The following is a 19672-nucleotide window of genomic DNA, read 5'->3' on the forward strand; positions in this document are numbered from 1 at the left end:
CCTGCAAAGTCACTGGCTCTGGCTGCGTGACTTTGTTAGGCTGCTTTCTAGTTATTGTTAACCTGCTATTCAAAGATAATCCTAATTATGTCCGATCCTCGTTTTGTGCATCTTCGTGTCCACAGTGACTTCTCTATGACCGATGGCGTGGCCAAGGTTAAGCCAATTTTGGCGCAGGTGGAAGCGCAGGGAATGGCGGCTGTCGCCCTGACTGATCAAAACAACTTTTGTGGTTTGGTGAAGTTTTACAGTGGTTGCCATGGTGCGGGGATTAAGCCGATTATCGGCGCCGATTTTTGGATGCAAGTGCCCGGATTTGAAGGCGAATTATGCGCCTTGACCATTATTGCGATGAACAATGTCGGTTATCAGAATCTGACCCAAATTATCAGTCAGGCCTATTTGCGTGGCCAAGTGGCTGGCCGTGTAGTGATAGACCAAGAGTGGTTACTCACCTATAACGAAGGCATTTTGTTGTTATCAGGTGCCAAAGAGGGCGATCTGGGTAAGGCGCTCCTCAAGGGCAATGGCACACAAGTCGAATCTTTATGTGAGTTTTATCAAACCCATTTCGCCGATCGCTATTTTCTTGAACTTATCCGCACTGGACGCCCAGACGAAGAGCGCTATCTGCACATGGCTGTGGCCTTAGCGCAGGAGAAAGGGATTCCCGTGGTCGCCACCAATCAGGTGGTGTTCCTTAAACCTGAAGATTTCGATGCCCATGAAATTCGCGTCGCTATCCACGATGGCTTTACCCTTGCCGATCCTCGCCGACCTAAAAAATACAGTGAACAGCAGTATTTGCGTAGCGAAGAGGAAATGTGTGAACTATTCGCCGACATTCCTGCGGCGTTGGCGAACAGTGTCGAAATCGCTAAACGCTGTAATGTAACGATCCGTTTATACGAATATTTCCTGCCCAACTTCCCGACGGGCGATATGTCCATCGAAGACTTTCTGGTCGATTGTTCGAAGAAGGGTCTTGAAGAGCGGCTCGAGTTTTTGTTCCCCGATCCTGAGGTGCGCGCCGAGAAACGCGGCGAATACGATGAGCGCCTCGACATTGAACTTAAAGTGATCAACCAGATGGGGTTCCCTGGTTACTTCTTGATCGTAATGGAGTTCATCCAATGGGGTAAAGATAACGGTATTCCAGTAGGGCCTGGTCGTGGCTCGGGCGCGGGTTCACTCGTGGCCTATGCGCTTAAGATTACCGATTTAGACCCATTGGAATTTGACTTATTGTTCGAGCGATTCCTCAATCCAGAGCGGGTTTCCATGCCCGACTTTGACGTCGACTTTTGTATGGATAGACGTGATGAGGTTATTGATCACGTGGCCGAATTGTACGGCCGTGAAGCGGTATCGCAAATCATCACCTTCGGTACTATGGCGGCGAAAGCGGTTATTCGCGACGTTGGCCGTGTGCTGGGTCATCCCTATGGTTTTGTTGATCGAATTTCTAAACTCATTCCACCAGAACCAGGCATGACGCTGGCGAAAGCGTTTGAGGTTGAGCCTGCACTGCAAGAATCCTATGATGCCGATGAAGACGTCAAAGATCTGATCGACATGTGCCGCAAGCTCGAAGGTGTGACCCGTAACGCCGGTAAGCACGCGGGTGGTGTGGTGATTGCACCGACAAAAATTACCGATTTTGCGCCGCTCTATTGCGACGCTGAAGGTAAAAACCCAGTAACCCAATTCGATAAAAACGACGTCGAAACTGCAGGTCTGGTTAAATTCGACTTTTTGGGTTTACGTACTTTGACTATCATCGACTGGGCACTGGAGATGGTGAATAAGGTCGAAGTCAAAAACGGTCGTCCGCCTGTGCGTATTGAAGCGATTCCGTTAACGGATCCTGCGTCGTTCCGCCTGTTGCAAAAGTATGAAACCACAGCGGTATTCCAGCTCGAATCCCGTGGTATGAAGGATTTGATTAAGCGTCTGCAGCCCGACTGTTTCGAAGACATGATTGCACTGGTGGCATTGTTCCGCCCTGGGCCTTTGCAATCGGGCATGGTAGATAACTTCATCGAGCGTAAGCATGGGCGCGAAGAAGTGTCTTATCCCGATTCTCAGTACCAGCATGAATCACTAAAAGAACTGCTATCACCGACCTACGGCATTATTCTGTATCAAGAGCAAGTGATGCAGATTGCACAGGTGTTGTCGGGTTACACCCTTGGCGGCGCCGATATGCTCCGCCGTGCTATGGGTAAGAAAAAGCCCGAAGAGATGGCCAAGCAGCGCAGTATCTTTAAAGAGGGCGCAATCAATAACGGCGTCGACGGCGACTTGTCGATGAAGATCTTCGACTTAGTGGAAAAGTTCGCCGGCTACGGTTTTAACAAATCTCACTCAGCCGCCTATGCGCTTGTGTCTTATCAGACCTTATGGCTGAAAACCCATTATCCTTCGCAGTTTATGGCGGCGGTAATGTCGGCCGATATGGACAACACAGATAAAATTGTGACTTTGGTCGATGAATGCGAGCGTATGGGACTACCGCTCATTCCTCCGGATGTGAACAAAGGCTTGTTCAAATTTACCGTCGATGATGATTTGCGCATTGTTTATGGCATTGGCGCCATTAAAGGCGTGGGTGAAGGTCCAGTTGAATCGATTTTAGAGGCGCGAAAAGATGGCCCTTTCGTGGATTTATTCGATTTCTGTGCCCGTATCGATTTGAAAAAACTCAACAAGCGCGTGATTGAAAAGCTGATCTGCGCGGGTGCACTCGATACTCTAGGGCCGCATCGTGCGTCTATGATGGCAACCTTGCCCGAAGCGATTCGCGCCGCCGATCAACATGCCAAAGCCGAGGCGATTGGCCAACACGATATGTTTGGTTTGCTCAACAGTGAACCCGAAGACAGTAAGCAGCAGTTTGTCGAATGTACCCCATGGCCAGATAAAATTTGGCTCGAAGGCGAGCGCGAAACCTTAGGCTTGTATTTGACTGGTCATCCGATCAATCAATATTTAAAAGAGCTGAAGCATTACACGTCCGGTCGTTTGAAAGATGTGCATCCGACCGAGCGCGGTAAAACCGCTAAGGCTGCTGGGTTAGTGGTGGCAACGCGAGTGATGCTGACCAAGCGCGGCTCGAAAATGGGCCTGTTGACGCTCGACGATAAGAGCGCACGTCTCGAAATCATGTTGTTTACCGAAGCCTTTGAAAAATTTAATCATCTGCTGGAGAAAGACCGCATCCTCATTTGTGAAGGTGAGGTGAGTTACGATGATTTTGCCGGCGGTAACCGCATGACGGCGCGTAACATCATCGATATCAGTGAGGCGCGCAGCCACTTTGCCAAGGCGCTGGAAATTGATATGGATGGCAGCGAGTTAACGCCATCGGCGTTAGACACTTTCGAGCAAGCCCTAAGCCCGTGGCGTAACGGCGCTGTGCCTGTGGTGATCAACTACACTCAAGCCCAAGCCAAAGGTCAGTTTAGGTTAGCCGATGCTTGGCGAGTGAATCCGACCGATGATTTAATGCTCTCGCTCGAATCGCTCCTCGGGCCAAACAAGGTGAGAATTTTATTCTAATGTTGGTGAATGTCTTAGGTGTAAACAGATGAAGTTAACTTATGTCGGCTAAGTTTGACGAAGCATTGACTGCTGGCGATCTCAGCGCGCATATTAGTGCTTTTTTGGCTGCGCAACCCTTAGCGCCTGACTGCAAGTTAGTGCTGGCTTACAGTGGCGGGGTTGATTCCGAAGTATTAGCCTTTGGCTTAAGTCAGTTTGCGCGGCAACATCCCGAGTTTAACTATCAATTGGTGTATGTGCACCATGGTCTAAGTGATAACGCTGAGGTTTGGGCGCAGCATTGTCTTGAGCGCGGTCAGCATTATGGTTTGCCTGTGACGGTTGAGCGAGTGACAGTTAATCGCGGACCCAGATTAAGCCTTGAAGCCGAAGCACGAAAAGTCCGTTATCAAGCGATTGAACGGCATTTAAGTGCAAATGATGTGTTGCTGACGGCCCATCATGAAGATGATCAGCTGGAAACTATTCTGCTGGCGCTGAAACGTGGTCAGGGCCCGAAGGGGCTGGCGGCCATGGGGCAAGTACAAGCATTAGCACAAGGCAGACAACTGCGGCCGTTATTGGATATTAGCCGTGAGCAAATTGAAGCCTACGCAAAACAGCAAGGCTTAGTGCATATCGAAGATGAAAGTAATCAAGACGATAAGTACGATCGTAATTTTTTACGTTTAGAAATCATTCCACGCTTGAAAGCGCGTTGGCCGAGTATTGCGACAACCGCGAGTCGCAGCGCGGCATTGTGCGCTGAGCAACAGGCAACGTTGGATGTGCAGGTCAGTGAACGTTTACCTTTATGGTTAACCCAAGCGCCTTACCATACTCAAAGTGTATTCAAGCTCGATGGTTTTGCCGAGCAGTCAGCCGATTGGCAAGCATTACTCTTGCGGGGTTTTATCGAATCACAAGGTTTTGCCTTGCCCTCAAAGGTGCAGCTTAATCAGATCATCACTCAGGTTTTAACCGCGAAAGATGATGCCAAAGTGCATATTCGTGTCGGTGAATGTGAAATCCGCCGCTTTGCTAATCAAGTGTATTTATTTAAGTATCAAACCCGCATGCGTCATGTTAAGCCTGCTAGCTGGGCATTTCCTTCGCAGCTCCTAAATCCTTTAGTGCAGGGCCATATCACTCAATTGGACGTGACTCAATCAGACGTTACTCAATTAGATGTGATGTCTGCGGGTGTTACTTGTGGTGAGCTGATACGTCTCAGTGCCTCTAAACAAGGGCCTAGAGCCCGCTTTCCTCGGCCAGATGAAGTGGTGAGTGTGCGTTATCAACTCGCGGGGCAATGTCGCTGTCATCCCCATTCCCGTGGCAAGGGCCGAGAATTAAAGAAACTGTGGCAAGAGTTTGGCGTTCCGCCTTGGGTACGTGAAAAGGTCGGTTTCGTGTTTTATAACGAGCAACTGGTTATGGCGATTGGGCTGTGGGTTGAAAAAAGCTTTATTGTTGAGTTGAATGGACTAGGTTTGCAGGTCTCTCAAACTTCTGTTTGAGTGCTTGTTTAAACTTTTTTTCAAGAGCTTGTTTAAGTGCCTGTTGGCGAAGCAAGGGGTTCAGGTTGGGAGTTGTCGCAGGTGTATTTGTGAGTGGTTGCAGCATTATTCTTTTGAAGTAGGAAAGCAGCAAAGTAAGAAAGCGTAGGTCGCAGCACGTCAGTTTGATTCGAATCCTCCTTGATATCTACATTGAGATAGTAACTTTCCTTTAGTTTTGAACCTTCACAGATTACGCGCTGCGAGTTTGTTATCGCATTTCATTTGGCATCCCTGCGCGTCTAAACTAATTGATTTTGGATGAGTTTATAGCAGTTACGTCCCGCTGCTTTGGCTTGATATAGCGCCTTATCGGCAAGTTCATAAAGTTGTTCGGCTTCAATGGTATCGTGTGATTCTGCCGCACCTAGACTACAGCTCACTCCAAACTGGGTGAAACTACTGTGCTGATTGATGGCCGAGACAATCCGTTCGCATAGCAAGCCTGCCGCATGAATATTGCCTTGGACAATAATAACGAATTCGTCACCGCCGATACGGAATGCTTGATCCGTATTACGTATGGTCGCACGAATGATGTCGCCAAATTCCTTCAGAATATAATCACCACATTTATGGCCGAATTTATCATTTAGCTGTTTAAAGTTATCTAAATCGAGCACTATGAGTGCGACAGAACCTTGTTTTCTATGGGCTCTGGCGGTCGCATTGCTAAGACTTTGACTGTAGTAATGGCGATTACCTAAACCTGTGAGCGAGTCAAACATAGCTTGCATCGACATTTCTTGGTATTGCATTGCATTTAATAACGGTTGCAATAACAGCGGCTCAATCTCTTTCAGGTTCGAGGTTTGCGATGGCGTCAGTGGCGTCAATAACTGGTATTGAATCGTCAGCGGCATACCTGCACATATCAGCTGTCGTTTGACGCTGATACCATAACGTTTGCCCCAGCTTAATTTATGTTCGCCATAACTTAAGCGCACACCTTGGATCGGCAAGTGTTGTCCCAGCACTTTGCCATAGCAGGCAAAGACTGTCCTTGGATCTAAACTGGCGTGCAGTTGTTGGATCACTTGTACCAAGTCCAATGGATTATCATTGGGACTATAATGTTCTGTTTGATAGCGATATTCGTCGGGATATAGCTCGGTCGCTAGGCCAAAGTCCATAATCATCACTCCAGCAAATGTTAGTGCGATACATCTCTTACTTAGTCTAAGCAAATACCGTGCCGTTATATTTGTTAATAAAATTTGTCTTTGTTAGTCATTCAGTTAAGCTTAAAACTCAGCGTTAGTTTTTTTGACACGTCAGCATTTTGACAGGAGTCATAGCCCCAATGGAACATAGCTTCTTGATCCAAGTACTACTTATGCTAGTGATTGCCATTGTGGCTATTGCTGTGCTGCGCCGTTTGGGCTTACCCGCAATTCTGGCTTATTTACTCACTGGTGTAGTGAGTGGACCGAGCGGTTTTCATTGGTTTACCCAGCATCAAATGCAATCCGTCGCTGAACTTGGGGTAGTGCTACTGATGTTTACCTTAGGCTTAGAGTTCTCTGTGCCGCGGCTGTGGGCCATGCGCCGTACCGTATTTGGCTTAGGCAGTGCACAGATGGTAATAACCACCCTGTTGACTATGGGCGTGGCCCTGTTGTGTGGTCTTAATTGGGTCGAAGCCTTAGTTATCGGGGCTGCCATTGCCTTATCATCCACTGCCATCGTCCTTAAATTACTCAATGAGCAAGGATGGCTGCGTCGTCGTCATGGTGAGCTATCCGTCAGTGTCTTATTATTCCAAGATTTAGCGGTTGTGCCGCTGTTGATCCTATTGCCATTACTGGCCAATGGCGGTGAACCTTTGATGCTTGCGGATATTGCCTTTGCCTTGCTCAAAGGTATTTTGGCTTTTTTCCTCTTGATGGCTTTTGGTAAATGGGCACTGCCGCGGATTTTTGACGAAGTTGCCCGCTCCCGCTCTAACGAACTCTTCGTGTTATCAACACTGGTGGTGGCCTTAGTGACAGGCGCATTTACCCAATGGTTGGGGTTATCTATGGCGCTGGGGGCATTTATGGCGGGTATGCTACTAGGGGAAAGCCAGTACCGTCGCCAACTTGAGGCGGATATCCGGCCGTTTCGCGATCTATTGATGGGGCTGTTTTTCATTTCCATCGGCATGATGCTCGACTTTACCTTAGTGATGCGTTTCTGGTGGCAGATATTGTTGATCTTAGTGGCCGTTGTACTCGGTAAGGCGCTGATCATTCATGGGATCTTAAGATTGGTTGGTGAACCATTTCGGATTGCGATGAGCACCGCCATGAGCCTAGCCCAAGTGGGCGAGTTCAGTTTTGTGGTGTTGGCTTTAGCGGTTAACTATCAACTTCTAGATAATGAAATCAGTACCATGTTAGTCATGGTCGCCGTGCTTTCCATGACGATAGCCCCGTGGTTAGTTCGCCATAGCGTGGATATTGCTAAGTGGGTGTTAGGAATAAGGCAGGCAAAACATGTGGATGAAGCTGTGCCACTCTTGATGGATGAGCATGATCTGGTGATGATTTTTGGTTACGGCCGAGTCGGGCAGACCATTGCCCGTTTTTTGAAAACCGAAGCCGTACCTTATCTGGTCATGGATCTCGATCCGACTCGTGTCTCTGAGGCGCGCCGTGCTGGCGAACCTATTTATTTTGGTGATGTGTGTAAACGGGCGATGTTAAAACAAATAGGCGTTAAGCAGGCCAAGATGATCGTCATCACTTTTTGTGAGTCGCGCAGTTTGGAAGAAGTCTTACCCTTATGTAAGTTATTGGCGCCAGACGCTAAAATTTTAGTCAGAACTAAAGACGACAGTGATTTAGACTTACTGAAAAAAGCCGGTGCCAATCAAGTGATCCCAGAATCTTTGGAAGGCAGCCTGATGTTAGTGTCACAGGTGTTACATCAATGTGGTGTGCCTTTGGCGCGCATTTTAAAACGCTTGGAGTCAGAGCGGCGCAATCATTATCAATTTTTACATGGTTTCTTTTCCGGCACAGAAACCGATTTCACCTTAGAGTCATTGCATGCGGTGGCGTTACCGCGTGGTGCAGATGCGATTGGTAAAACTGTTGCCGATATTATGTGGGAAACATTGAGGGTGGAGTTAAGGGCGATTCGTCGCAGTGGCGCCGAAGTGGAACATCCTGAGCAGGACTGGGTTTTTCGTGCAGGGGATATCTTACTGATAGTGGGTAAACCACGAAGACTTGAGAAAGCGGAAGCTAAACTGCTGCACGGCTAAAGGTTAATGGTCAGCGTGAGTGATGGATGAAAACGCAGATATAAAAATGCCGACATAATGTCGGCATTTTTGTCTGGAACTTGTTAACTTAAATTAGACAAAGTCTAATTACAGAATAACTACGTTCGCAGCTTGAGGACCTTTTTGGCCTTGTTCGATATCAAAAGAAACCTTTTGACCTTCAGCAAGAGTTTTAAAGCCTTCTGAAACGATTGCGCGGAAATGAACGAATGCGTCAGCGCCACCATTGTCAGGAGAAATAAAACCAAAACCTTTATCTTCGTTAAACCATTTAACTACACCAGTAGTTTTAGACATGAATGTCTCCAAAATTTTCAAACAAATAATTCGCAATTATGCGGGATGTTAGCCAGAAATAGAATTATTTACATTGATGATAAGTTATGAGTGGAAAGCTTCATGACAGCAAAAAAAATATTACAGGCGTAGCGAAGGTTTTCAAATACATAATATTGCTTATAAATAGGTCTGAATCACAGGCCGGAGTGCAGATTAACACACTCTAGGGGTTTGTATAGCTTTATTTTGAAATACCTTTCATCTATAGAGAGAATTATGGAAGGATTTTTGGAAAGTTATTCTTTATAACTATTTATATTCAAATGGATACGAAGCTAGTTTGAAAGTTATCGAGCATAAAAAATATTTTGTCTGTTTGTCGCGACTTAGTGACAGTTTACCTATTAGGTGTCTGTGGATGTTGAAAGGCGACCTGAATGCCAGAGACAGGATTCAGTCACGCTTAGTTACGTTATTAAATTGTTGCTTATTTGTGTTGGTGATATTCTCGTCAGCAAAATAACAACGTGCTTCAGCTTTAGATTCAGTGCGAAAACTGTAGACCCAATATAATAAGAAGGGAGAATGATGTTGAAAACACTACTAAAACGGATTGGACTCGGCAGCTTAGTCTTAGTGCTGTTATTAGTGGCGCTAGCCGCCCATGAATGGTTTGCGAAAAAGCCGTTTTTCTTTCGCGCGTTTTTAGATCGAAGTGTGGTCAAGATGGCTTTCGAAAGCCCTGAGACCTTAACCTCATTGGGTTTCTTAGAATCGGTAGGGATTACAGGCCATAACGCCGAGTTGGATGATGATAGTCCAGAGGCGATGGATAAGACTTTCGCGCAAGTGCGAGATCTGCGTGAAACCTTATTGAGCTATTCCGATGCGGATTTAGATGAAAATCAACGTATCTCCAAGGATATTGCCTTATATCTTGCCGATTTCGCATTGGTCTCTGAGCCGTATCGTTACCATAACTATCCGCTGAATCAGTTGTTTGGTGTGCAAAACGGGTATCCCAGCTTTATGCAGGCGCAGCACCAAGTCCATTCTGTTGGCGATGCTGAAAACTATCTGTCGCGTTTACAAAAGGTGAAACTTAAGTTTGCGCAAACTCTCGAAGGCTTAAAAATCCGTGAAGCTAAAGGGATTATTCCACCTAAGTTTGTGATTGAGCGGGTACTGACCGAGATGAATGATTTTGTCGCGACGCCGATTCAAGACAATATCCTATACAGTTCATTCAAAACCAAATTAGCTGACACGGATATCAGTGCCGATGAACAAGCACGGTTATTGGCCGCCGCAGAAGCGGACATTAAAGGTTACGTGCATCCAGCGTATCAATTATTTATCGACTACTTTACCCAGTTACAAGCCAAAGCGGGGACGGATGATGGTTATTGGGCGCTGCCAAATGGCGACCTTGCCTATGAGCAATTGTTGAAGTTTTTTACGACCACTAATTACACTGCTGACGAAATCCATACCAAAGGGCTGGCAGAGGTGGATCGCATTCAGAGCGAGATCATGACTATCTTAGCCGCTGAAGGCTACGATGTGAGCCAAGGTTTCTCGGTCGCGATTGAAGCATTAGCCGCCGATCCTAAGTTTTACTACGAAGATAGCGATGCGGGCAGAGCGCAAATTCTGGTTGATTATCAGCATATTCTTGATGAAGTGAATGCGGGACTCGGTGATGCCTTCCGTATTCGACCCGAAGCGGGCATGGAAGTGGTGCGCATTCCTGAATTTAAAGAGAAAACAGCACCGGGTGCCTATTATCAGCAGCCCGCGATTGACGGCAGTCGTCCGGGGCGTTTCTATGCCAATTTATATGACATCAAGGCCACGCCTAAATACGGTATGCGCACTTTAGCCTACCACGAGGGGATCCCTGGGCATCATTTTCAAATCGCAGTGGCGATGGAGTTAGAAGGTATGCCACTTATTCGTAAGATGGCGCCTTTTACGGCGTACATTGAAGGTTGGGCTTTATATAGCGAACGTTTGGCGTGGGAGCTCGGTTTTCAAAAGGATCCCTTTGATAATATCGGTCGTTTGCAGGCAGAGTTGTTCCGCGCTGTGCGTCTAGTGGTAGATACGGGCATTCACCATAGCCGTTGGACTCGCGAGCAAGCGATCGACTATATGAAGAAAAATACTGGCATGTCCGATCGTGATGTCACGGCTGAGATTGAGCGTTATATCGTTATGCCAGGCCAAGCGACGGCTTATAAAGTCGGCATGATGAAAATTCTCGAACTGCGCGAAAAAGCCAAGTCGGCTCTAGGGGATAAGTTTGATCTCAGAGACTTCCATGATGTGGTGCTGAAAAATGGCGCTGTGCCCTTGGATATCTTAGAAACATTGGTCGATCGCTACATTGCTGATACAAAAAGTGCTGAGGCTAAAGCAAAAGGCTAAAGCAAAAGGCTAAAGCTAAAGTTTAGCCCTTGGTTGCAACCGTTTACGCTTAGTGATTAATGCAAGGTTAACACCTGATTTATCAATGGCTTTATGCGAGTTTAAATCCATCCCCTGTCTGCGAATAAGTGTGTTCTCTTAATCTTGCAGGCAGGGTGGGTTTATCGATAGAGGCTATCATTCTGGCTTTCGGCCAAGGCTTTCAATACAATCCCACACAACTCATTGATAAATGTCGCTCGGCAATGGCTTGCTATTGTTAGGTATCGATATTTTTAGTTTCAAGGTTTTTACATGAATCGCTTGTCCCCCCAAGATCCTATCCAATTGACTCGCACCACGATTGAGTCATTATTCACGCCGCCAACCTTAATGCGCGCCCGTGATTATGTGATGAAGGGACGGGTCTTGAGCGCCAAAGCGAATGCCGATTTTCGTCATATTGAAGGTCGCGTCATGGGGACGGAATCCCAGCCCTATCGGCAAGATATTCGTCTCGTGAGTGTTAACCATAAGTTGATCATGAATGGCTTCTGTTCATGTCCCGCCACTGGGCATTGCAAACATATCGCTGCTGTTCTGTATAGTTTACTGAGTGATAGAACCGTTGAAGATCAACGTATTGCCCAGTGGTTACATCTGCTAGACGAAAGTGATGATCTCACGGTTTCAAATGTCGATTTACTCTATGACGATCGCGTGCTGTACGTGTTATCCAAAGATGATAACGGCGTCTACCTTGAGCTAAGAAAAGGCAAGTTGGCGAAGAAGGGCGGCTATAACAAAGGCTCGAAAATCGCGTTATCCGATGTGCAATACTATATGCCCGCTTGGATTGGCGCCGAAGACGTACTCATCATCAATCTCATCATGTCGACTCGCCGCCACGGTGTCTCGCGTTTGTATCTTAAAGCTCAGTTAGGCGCTATGGCGCTGGAAAAAATGCTCGTCACTGGGCGGTGTTTTTGGGAAGAGAGCCGTTTAGCGCTCACCCGAGGTGAACCGTTAAAGCCAGAATTCATTTGGCTGGATAAGGATGCCGAGCATAAACAGATGCAGCTGATGCTGCCCAATAAGGACAATTGGGAGCTGATCCCCTGTGAGCCGCCGACTTATATCGATTTAGATTATTTTAAGATAGGCGCATTAGAGACAGAGATCAGCGTTGAAAAACTCTTGTTACTCAGCCAGATGCCGCCAGTGCCTAGCTCACAGATTGAAATGGTGAGCCACAAACTGATTAAACACTTTTCGGCAAAAACCGTACCTACGCCCGCATCGATTGATTTTGTCGAGCTGCAAGTGCCGCTGCAAGTCCGTTTGACCTTAACTTCACAGGAGTTACCCGAGTTTGCTATGGCGCAGCCACTGGTGCTGTTGGAGTTTGTCTATCAAGACGTGGTACTTGGCGGCCAATATCCCGACGAGCCCTTGTCCTTAGTCACTCATCAAGGCAAAACCTATCAAGTCGCGCGTCAACTCGATGCAGAAATGGATGCGATTAATCGTTTAATGGCATTGGAACTGGTGGAGCTGGCGCCATCTTTTATCCCTAACAGTGGCAGCTATGTCAGTATTTGGGGGTTAGGGCCACTGCCAGAAACCATTGATGCTTGGTTGCACTTTATCCAACAGGAAATCCCAGCGCTAGAGGCCTTGGGCTACCAAGTGCATTTTGCCGACCATTTCAGTTTGAATGTGATTGATACTCCATTGGCGATTGAACTGGATGATACCCAAGAGGGTTGGTTCTCCCTGTCACTGAATGCCGATATCGATGGCCAAATGGTGCCTATGCTGCCCTTAATTGCCACTTGGCTTAAGCAGTATGGTGAACCGGCAGACGATGCAGAATTATTGCTACCCAGCCCGAATGGCGATTGGTTAAAAGTTAAAGCTAGCGTGATTAAGCCGCTGATCAGCATAATTTTAGAACTGTTCGACAGCCATAAAGGCAGTAGCGTGTCTTTGCCTAAATACCGTGCCCACCTATTAAATGATTTTGCCGACAGCGATATTCGTCTGCTTAATGGTGAACGGGTACGCAGTTTAGCAACTAAACTTGAAAATTTTAACGGTGTGTTAGAGGTCGCAGTCCCAGACAACTTACATGCTGAGTTACGTCAGTATCAACAGCAAGGGTTGAATTGGCTCTGTTTTTTAAAGGAATATCAGCTTGGCGGTATTTTGGCCGATGATATGGGGCTAGGGAAAACCATTCAAACCTTGGCCTTTTTACTCAAGCAGCAAGCGCTAAAACCCGTAGGGGCTAACCATGCTCCAAGCCTCATTATTTGCCCAACGAGCTTAGTGGGTAATTGGGCGAAAGAAGCCGCGAAATTTGCACCTTCGTTAAAGCTTGTCGTGATTCATGGCGCCTTGCGTAAGCCTTTGCTCGAGCGCTTAGGTGAGTTTGATATTGTGGTGACGACCTATCCGCTGATTGTGCGCGATAGTGACTATTACCAACAGCAGGTGTTTGAACATATCGTGCTCGATGAAGCGCAGCAGATTAAAAATGCGCAGGCGAAAGTGACTCAAGTGATTAAAGCTCTTACAGCGCCGTTTAGATTGTGTCTGTCGGGTACGCCGCTTGAAAATCACTTAGGCGAACTTAAGTCCTTGATGGATTTTTGTTTGCCCGGATTACTCGGCACGAATGCCTTCTTTAACAAATCCTTTAGGCACAAAATTGAACGTTATGGCGATAGGGAACAAGCGCAAATCTTGAGTCAACGGATTGCGCCTTTTGTGCTGCGCCGAACCAAAGATGAAGTGGTCGGTGAATTACCCCCTAAAACCGAAATCTCCCAGAGCTTAGAGTTAGAAAAAGATCAGCGAAATCTCTACGAGAGTATTCGACTGGTGATGGAGAAAAAACTGCGGGATTTGTTTGCCTCTCAAGGTGTTGCTAGCAGCCATATCGAGTTTCTCGATGCTTTACTTAAGCTACGCCAAGCCTGCTGCGATCCGCGCTTGGTGAAGTTAGAGCAAGCGCAAAAAGTGAAGAGTAATGCTAAGTTGGACTGGCTAAAACAGAACTTGCCCGAGATGGTGCAAGAGGGGCGCAAGATATTAATTTTCAGCCAGTTCACTAGCATGCTTAGCCTGATTGAAGCTGAGCTGGTGGACTTGGGGCTCGATTACAGTAAGCTCACAGGGCAAACTCGCCTGCGCCAAGCCCAGATAGATAAGTTCCAAGAGGGCGATACGCCTGTGTTCTTAATCAGCTTAAAAGCGGGCGGGACTGGGCTCAATCTCACCGCGGCGGATACTGTGATCCATTATGATCCTTGGTGGAATCCAGCGGCGGAAAAACAGGCTACGGATAGAGCCCATCGTATCGGCCAAGATAAGCCCGTGTTTGTGTATAAGCTGATTGCCGAAGGCACTGTAGAAGAAAAAATCCAAGAAATGCAGCAGCATAAGCAAAGTCTGGCGGACAGTATTCTCGAAGGTAAAGGCAAGGGCACATGGCAAGGAAGCGCCGATGAATTGTTATCGCTCTTTAGCTAAATCGTGGCCAGTTTTTCTAAATTGATTGAATCATTTGACTGAGGTGAACCATGCAGTACCAAGTCGACACTCATACCCATACTGTGGCTTCGAGCCATGCTTATAGCACGATTCATGACTATATTGCCGTAGCAAAGCAAAAGGGGATTCGCCTATTTGCCACCACAGATCATGGGCCTGCGATGGCCGATGCGCCGCATTTTTGGCACTTTGTGAATTTAAGAGTGTTGCCGCGTATGGTCGATGGCGTCGGGATTTTGCGGGGTATCGAAGCCAATATTAAAAATATCGACGGCGAGATTGATTTCTTTGGCGATTATTTAAAGCAGCTCGATATTGTGCTCGCGGGATTTCATGAGCCGGTTTATCCGCCATCGGATAAGGCAACCCACACAGAGGCCATGATTAATGCCATTAAGAGTGGCAAGGTCGATATCATTACTCATCCGGGAAACCCAGCCTATCCGATTGATATTGAAGCCGTTGCCCGCGCCGCTGCCGAATACGGTGTTGCGCTCGAAATTAATAATTCCTCCTTTGAAGTGTCCCGTAAGGGCAGTGAAGCCAATTGCACTGCGATTGCCAAAGCGGCCAAGGAGTTTGGCACTATTTTAGTTATGGGCTCTGATTCCCATGTGGCTTTTAGCTTAGGCGGTTTTGCGCGGGCGCAAGCGATCATCGATGAAGTGGCGTATCCGCCATCACGATTACTCAATCGCAGTCCTTCTGCACTCTTGGCTTTTTTAGCCGCCCGTGGTCATGAAACCGTCGCCGATTTGATCCCCTTATTTAGCGACGATGAGCCATGCTGTTGATCCGTGATGAAAATAGTGGCAATTAAAGTGACACCAACTCAATGCGCTGAGGCGAGCACTACAGAAGCTAACATCCCGCAAGTCGTGTTAATCACGGGCGCGAAGAGTCAGCTCGCAGAGGCCTTGCTGAGAGTCGCTGCCGATATTGGCGAGCTAGCCCTAAATAGCAGCACAAGTGCAAACACGAGTGCAAACATAGTCGCACCACTGAAGCTTTATGCGCTAAATCGCAGTCAGTTAAACATTACCGATGCCGCCAATATTGCAGCCGTATTTGCTCAATATCGACCCAGTTGGGTGATCAATTGCGCGGCCTATAATGCGGTGGATGCTGCTGAGCATGATGCTATTGAAGCGAATCGGGTGAATGCACTCGGCCCTGAGTTATTGGCGCAGCAATGTTTGTTGTCGGGTGCGCGCTTACTGCACGTGTCGAGCGATTATGTGTTTGGTGGTCAAGCAGTTTGCGAGATTGCTCATGCAGCTGAACGTGCTGTAAGTGATGCTAGAGAAGCTGACTTTGAACAGCATCAAAACCCTGACTTAGCTCCAAATTCAAATCCAAACCATATACCAAGGCCATTTGCTGAACTCGATGCTCCCGAGCCGTTGTCTGCTTACGGCAAGAGTAAGTTGCTCGGTGAGCAGAAGGTATTGGCGGTCTTGGGTGAGCGGGCAACGATTGTGCGCACCTCATGGCTTTACGGTCAAGATGGGCATAATTTTGTCAACACCATGCTCAACTTGATGCGTACTCAGCCAAGCTTGCAGGTGATAGTCGATCAAATCGGCTGCCCGACATGGAGTGATGCACTCGCTAAGGTAATATGGCAATTAGTCGTGCAGCAGTACTCTGGAGTTTTCCATTACAGCGCTCAAGGCCAATGTAGTTGGTATGAGTTTGCCTGTGAAATTCAGCGACAAGCTATAGCGCTTCATCTGTTAAGTCAACCTATGGTTATCCAACCGATTACCAGTGCTGATTATGCTAAGCAGGCACTAAACCGCGGCATAAGTTTGGCAAAAAGGCCGAGTTATAGTGTGTTGAACAGTGGTAAATTACGCTCCACTTTGGCTACGAATAATGTACTGTCGATGCCTGAACAGATCGAGTGGCAAGATTGGCGTCAGCAACTGAATCGCATGTTGCGGCGGTTATCTTGACAATAATGAGCGTGACTCACATTTTGCTTTAGGCTGCTTTAATCAGGCTTTAAGCGTTTACGTCATCTAAGTGATTAACGCTGTCGAAAACAATAAGCCCGCCAATAATCAGATTTAAGCGACGGCTTTAGACTATCCGTATGAAAACATGGGCTGTGAATACGAATGCAGCTGGACTCAAGGCTCTTCTCAGCGCCGATGGCTTGCCTTAGTATCGTAATCACTTTGTTTATCTGTGGTTTTGTACGCAGCGGTTCAAGCCGTGAGTCTTAGTCTATTTTGCTTGATGTATGATGAATTTGTTCTAAATTCCCCTTGGATGACAATGGCATAATGCCAGAATATTTAATGCATTAAGGACGTTTCAGTGACAGACAAAACGACAATAGCACAGACATTGACCAAACAAGATTTATTGCAAGTGGTCGCGATTGCCAAAGCGGCGGGCGATGCCATTATGACGGTTTATGGTCAAGATGACTTTTCAGTGAGCCATAAGGGCGATGATAGTCCCGTGACAGCGGCCGATTTAGCCGCGCACCACGTGATAGTGGCGGCATTGGCAAAGCAGTTTGTCGGTATTCCTATTATGTCTGAGGAAGCGGCGGATATTGCGTGGGATGAGCGTCGTCAATGGCAAACCTATTGGTTAATTGACCCTTTAGATGGCACTAAGGAATTTATTAAGCGCAATGGTGAGTTTACCGTCAATATTGCGCTTATCCATCAAGGGGTTGCTATCGCAGGTGTGGTATATGCGCCTGTGCTCGATACCTATTATTACGGTGCTAAGCATTTAGGTGCATGGCGTCAACAAGCGGGTCAAGAAAGTCCCTTATTGGGCGCTAAAGTGCCACGCGCGATGCCGATGATTGTTGGCAGCCGCTCGCACTTGAGCCCAGGTTTAGCGCAATATTTACAACAGTTTGGCGAGCATGACATCTTAAGTGTGGGTAGCTCGCTTAAGTTTTGTATGTTGGCAGAAGGCAGTGCCGATCTGTACCCCAGGCTAGGCCCTACCAGCGAATGGGATACTGCGGCGGCGCAAGCTGTGCTCGAAAGTGCTGGCGGCACAGTTGTCTGTTACGACTCAGGTGAACCATTAACTTATAATCAAAAACCTGACATTTTAAACCCTTACTTTATTGCCACAGCCCCAGGCTGGGTGAAATAACGACCGCCTAGCATCGATACTTGTTGATGAAAGGGCGGGCTAAACACTGGAGTAGTATTCATGATGCGCATGGGCGTCGATTTAGGCGGAACAAAAATAGAATTAGTCGCACTGAGTGATGAAGGTAATGAGCTATTTCGCAAACGTGTGACGACGCCACGTGACTATCAGGGCACGCTTGCTGCGGTTGTCAATTTAGTTAAGGAAGCAGAAGCGACTCTTGGCGAGCACGGCACTGTCGGCGTGGGTATTCCAGGTGTGGTATCGCCCTATTCAGGTTTAGTCAAAAATGCTAACTCGACGTGGATCAATGGTCATCCCCTCGATGTGGATTTAGGGGAATTGTTGCAGCGTGAAGTGCGGGTTGCCAATGATGCCAACTGCTTTGCGGTATCTGAGGCGGTCGATGGTGCTGCCGCTGGTGCATCTGTGGTGTTTGGCGTGATTATTGGTACTGGTTGCGGTGCTGGCGTGGCAATTAACGGCAAAGTTCACGGCGGTGGTAATGGTATCGGCGGTGAATGGGGTCATAATCCTTTGCCTTGGATGACCAAGGAAGAGTTCAATACCACCCGATGTTTCTGTGGCAATCCCGATTGTATCGAGACCTTTATCTCTGGCACTGGCTTTGTGCGTGATTATAATGCGGCTTTGACGGCTGCAGGTACAGTGCGTACTGCCGCCAAATCAGGTGCTGATATTATGTTGTTAGTCGATGAGGGTGACGCTATTGCGGTTGCTGCATTTGATCGTTATATGGATAGACTCGCTCGTTCACTCGCCCATGTGATCAATATGCTCGATCCCGATGCCATAGTGCTGGGCGGCGGAATGTCGAATGTCGCAGCGATTTACCCAAGATTACCGGCATTGCTGGCCCATTATGTGGTGGGGCGTGAGTGCCATACGCCTGTGGTGCAGAATCTTTATGGTTGTTCATCGGGTGTGCGCGGCGCAGCTTGGTTGTGGGAAAAGTAATCTTCGCTTGGATATCTGTACTCATCTAGTGAGCTTATTCGGCTTTGAGATCAATGCTTAATGGCTTATACGTTTTATAAACATTAGCCCAGCAAAACGCTGGGCTAATGTTATCTGCTGTGCGTTTCGCCGTATTTTGATGCTATGATTGCGCTCCTTTGGGTTGCTTGGCATGGACATCATGTTTTGGGTTAAGAAAGTTGTTTCACAGGGGATAATGCCGATTCCCTTTATCCTATTGTTATTACTGATTTCTTTTCTGGTATGGCGCCGTCGGAGCATGGCGAAATACTTAGTATCTTGCGCTTTTTTTCTCTTACTCTTTTTAAGCAGTCAACTGAGTGTAAATACCTTAGTGCGGCCATTAGAAGCGGCTTACCCTATTAATTCTACGCCCATCGCTGGCGCTTGTTTTGTGATGGTATTAGGTTCGGCACACTCGGATATTCAAGGCGCGACTGCGGTGCAATCCTTATCTGCAGTAGCGCTTGCAAGGCTTAGTGAAGGTGTCAGACAACTTCACTTAGGCCAAGAATGCAAGTTGATTGTCAGCGGTTGGGGCGGCGAACTCACGCAGGTTTCCCATGCTGAAATGATGGCGAATGCCGCAGTTGAACTGGGCGTCGATAAACGTCGGATCATCCAATTCCCCTTGGCGCGCGATACGATAGAAGAAGCGCAATACTTAAAGTGGGAGTTAGGGGAGGAGCCCTTTCGCTTAGTCACATCGGCCACTCATATGCCAAGGTCGATGGCTATTTTCGCTGCTAAAGGCTTACACCCAGAGGCCGCACCAACGGATTTTATTGGGAGAGATGATTTTTGGTGGCGTTTGACGGCGGATAATCTAGTGGCTTCTCAGCGGGCGATTCATGAATACATTGGCCGTTTGTGGTTATGGATAAAGGCCGTAAGTTAAAGATGGCAACTTAAAGGTGTGGTT

At 47.4% G+C, this 19672-nt stretch carries 12 protein-coding genes; 10 read left to right on the forward strand and 2 right to left on the reverse strand.

Annotation, left to right across the window (positions count from 1 at the left end; translation table 11 throughout):
• Positions 1-87 precede the first annotated feature (87 nt).
• Positions 88-3561, forward strand: a complete 3474-nt coding sequence (gene dnaE / locus MO387_RS01420; protein ID WP_242325946.1) for a DNA polymerase III subunit alpha — start codon at positions 88-90, stop codon at positions 3559-3561.
• A gap of 41 nt (positions 3562-3602) precedes the next feature.
• Positions 3603-5063, forward strand: a complete 1461-nt coding sequence (gene tilS, locus MO387_RS01425; protein WP_242325947.1) for a tRNA lysidine(34) synthetase TilS — start codon at positions 3603-3605, stop codon at positions 5061-5063.
• 281 nt (positions 5064-5344) lie between these two features.
• Here the strand turns inward: tilS and MO387_RS01430 are convergent, their stop codons facing one another.
• Entirely contained in the window at positions 5345-6235 is an 891-nt protein-coding gene (locus tag MO387_RS01430) for a GGDEF domain-containing protein (protein ID WP_107946965.1), read from the reverse strand.
• Between the two features lie 170 nt (positions 6236-6405).
• On the opposite strand from MO387_RS01430, the gene MO387_RS01435 reads away from it, so the two are divergent.
• A complete protein-coding gene (locus tag MO387_RS01435; RefSeq protein WP_107946966.1) occupies positions 6406-8352 on the forward strand; it encodes a monovalent cation:proton antiporter family protein in 1947 nt (648 codons plus the stop codon).
• A 108-nt stretch (positions 8353-8460) separates the two neighbouring features.
• Here the strand turns inward: MO387_RS01435 and MO387_RS01440 are convergent, their stop codons facing one another.
• Complete coding sequence (locus MO387_RS01440) at positions 8461-8670, reverse strand: cold-shock protein (protein ID WP_006080998.1); 210 nt, start codon at positions 8668-8670, stop codon at positions 8461-8463.
• A 567-nt stretch (positions 8671-9237) separates the two neighbouring features.
• Between MO387_RS01440 and MO387_RS01445 the strand changes: the two genes are divergently transcribed.
• The 7 genes from MO387_RS01445 (at position 9238) to MO387_RS01475 (ending at position 19648) form a co-directional block, all read left to right on the forward strand.
• A complete protein-coding gene (locus MO387_RS01445) occupies positions 9238-11082 on the forward strand; it encodes a DUF885 domain-containing protein (RefSeq protein WP_107946967.1) in 1845 nt (614 codons plus the stop codon).
• Between the two features lie 294 nt (positions 11083-11376).
• The gene (locus MO387_RS01450) at positions 11377-14598 is read left to right on the forward strand and encodes a DEAD/DEAH box helicase (RefSeq protein WP_107946968.1); all 3222 of its coding nucleotides are present in this window, start codon (positions 11377-11379) and stop codon (positions 14596-14598) included.
• Positions 14599-14648: 50 nt separating this feature from the next.
• A complete protein-coding gene (locus MO387_RS01455; RefSeq protein WP_107946969.1) occupies positions 14649-15413 on the forward strand; it encodes a phosphatase in 765 nt (254 codons plus the stop codon).
• Positions 15414-15419: 6 nt separating this feature from the next.
• Entirely contained in the window at positions 15420-16577 is a 1158-nt protein-coding gene (locus MO387_RS01460) for a sugar nucleotide-binding protein (protein WP_107946970.1), read from the forward strand.
• A gap of 367 nt (positions 16578-16944) precedes the next feature.
• A complete protein-coding gene (gene cysQ, locus MO387_RS01465) occupies positions 16945-17751 on the forward strand; it encodes a 3'(2'),5'-bisphosphate nucleotidase CysQ (RefSeq protein ID WP_107946971.1) in 807 nt (268 codons plus the stop codon).
• 60 nt (positions 17752-17811) lie between these two features.
• Positions 17812-18729 carry a fructokinase gene (mak, locus tag MO387_RS01470; RefSeq protein ID WP_107946972.1) on the forward strand — a complete coding sequence of 306 codons (918 nt, stop codon included), beginning with the start codon at positions 17812-17814 and terminating at the stop codon, positions 18727-18729.
• Positions 18730-18946: 217 nt separating this feature from the next.
• Positions 18947-19648 carry an ElyC/SanA/YdcF family protein gene (locus MO387_RS01475; RefSeq protein WP_107950170.1) on the forward strand — a complete coding sequence of 234 codons (702 nt, stop codon included), beginning with the start codon at positions 18947-18949 and terminating at the stop codon, positions 19646-19648.
• Positions 19649-19672: the final 24 nt, after the last annotated feature.

It is taken from the genome of Shewanella sp. N2AIL, assembly GCF_022690845.1.
In the GTDB taxonomy this organism is placed as follows: Bacteria; Pseudomonadota; Gammaproteobacteria; order Enterobacterales; family Shewanellaceae; genus Shewanella; species Shewanella baltica.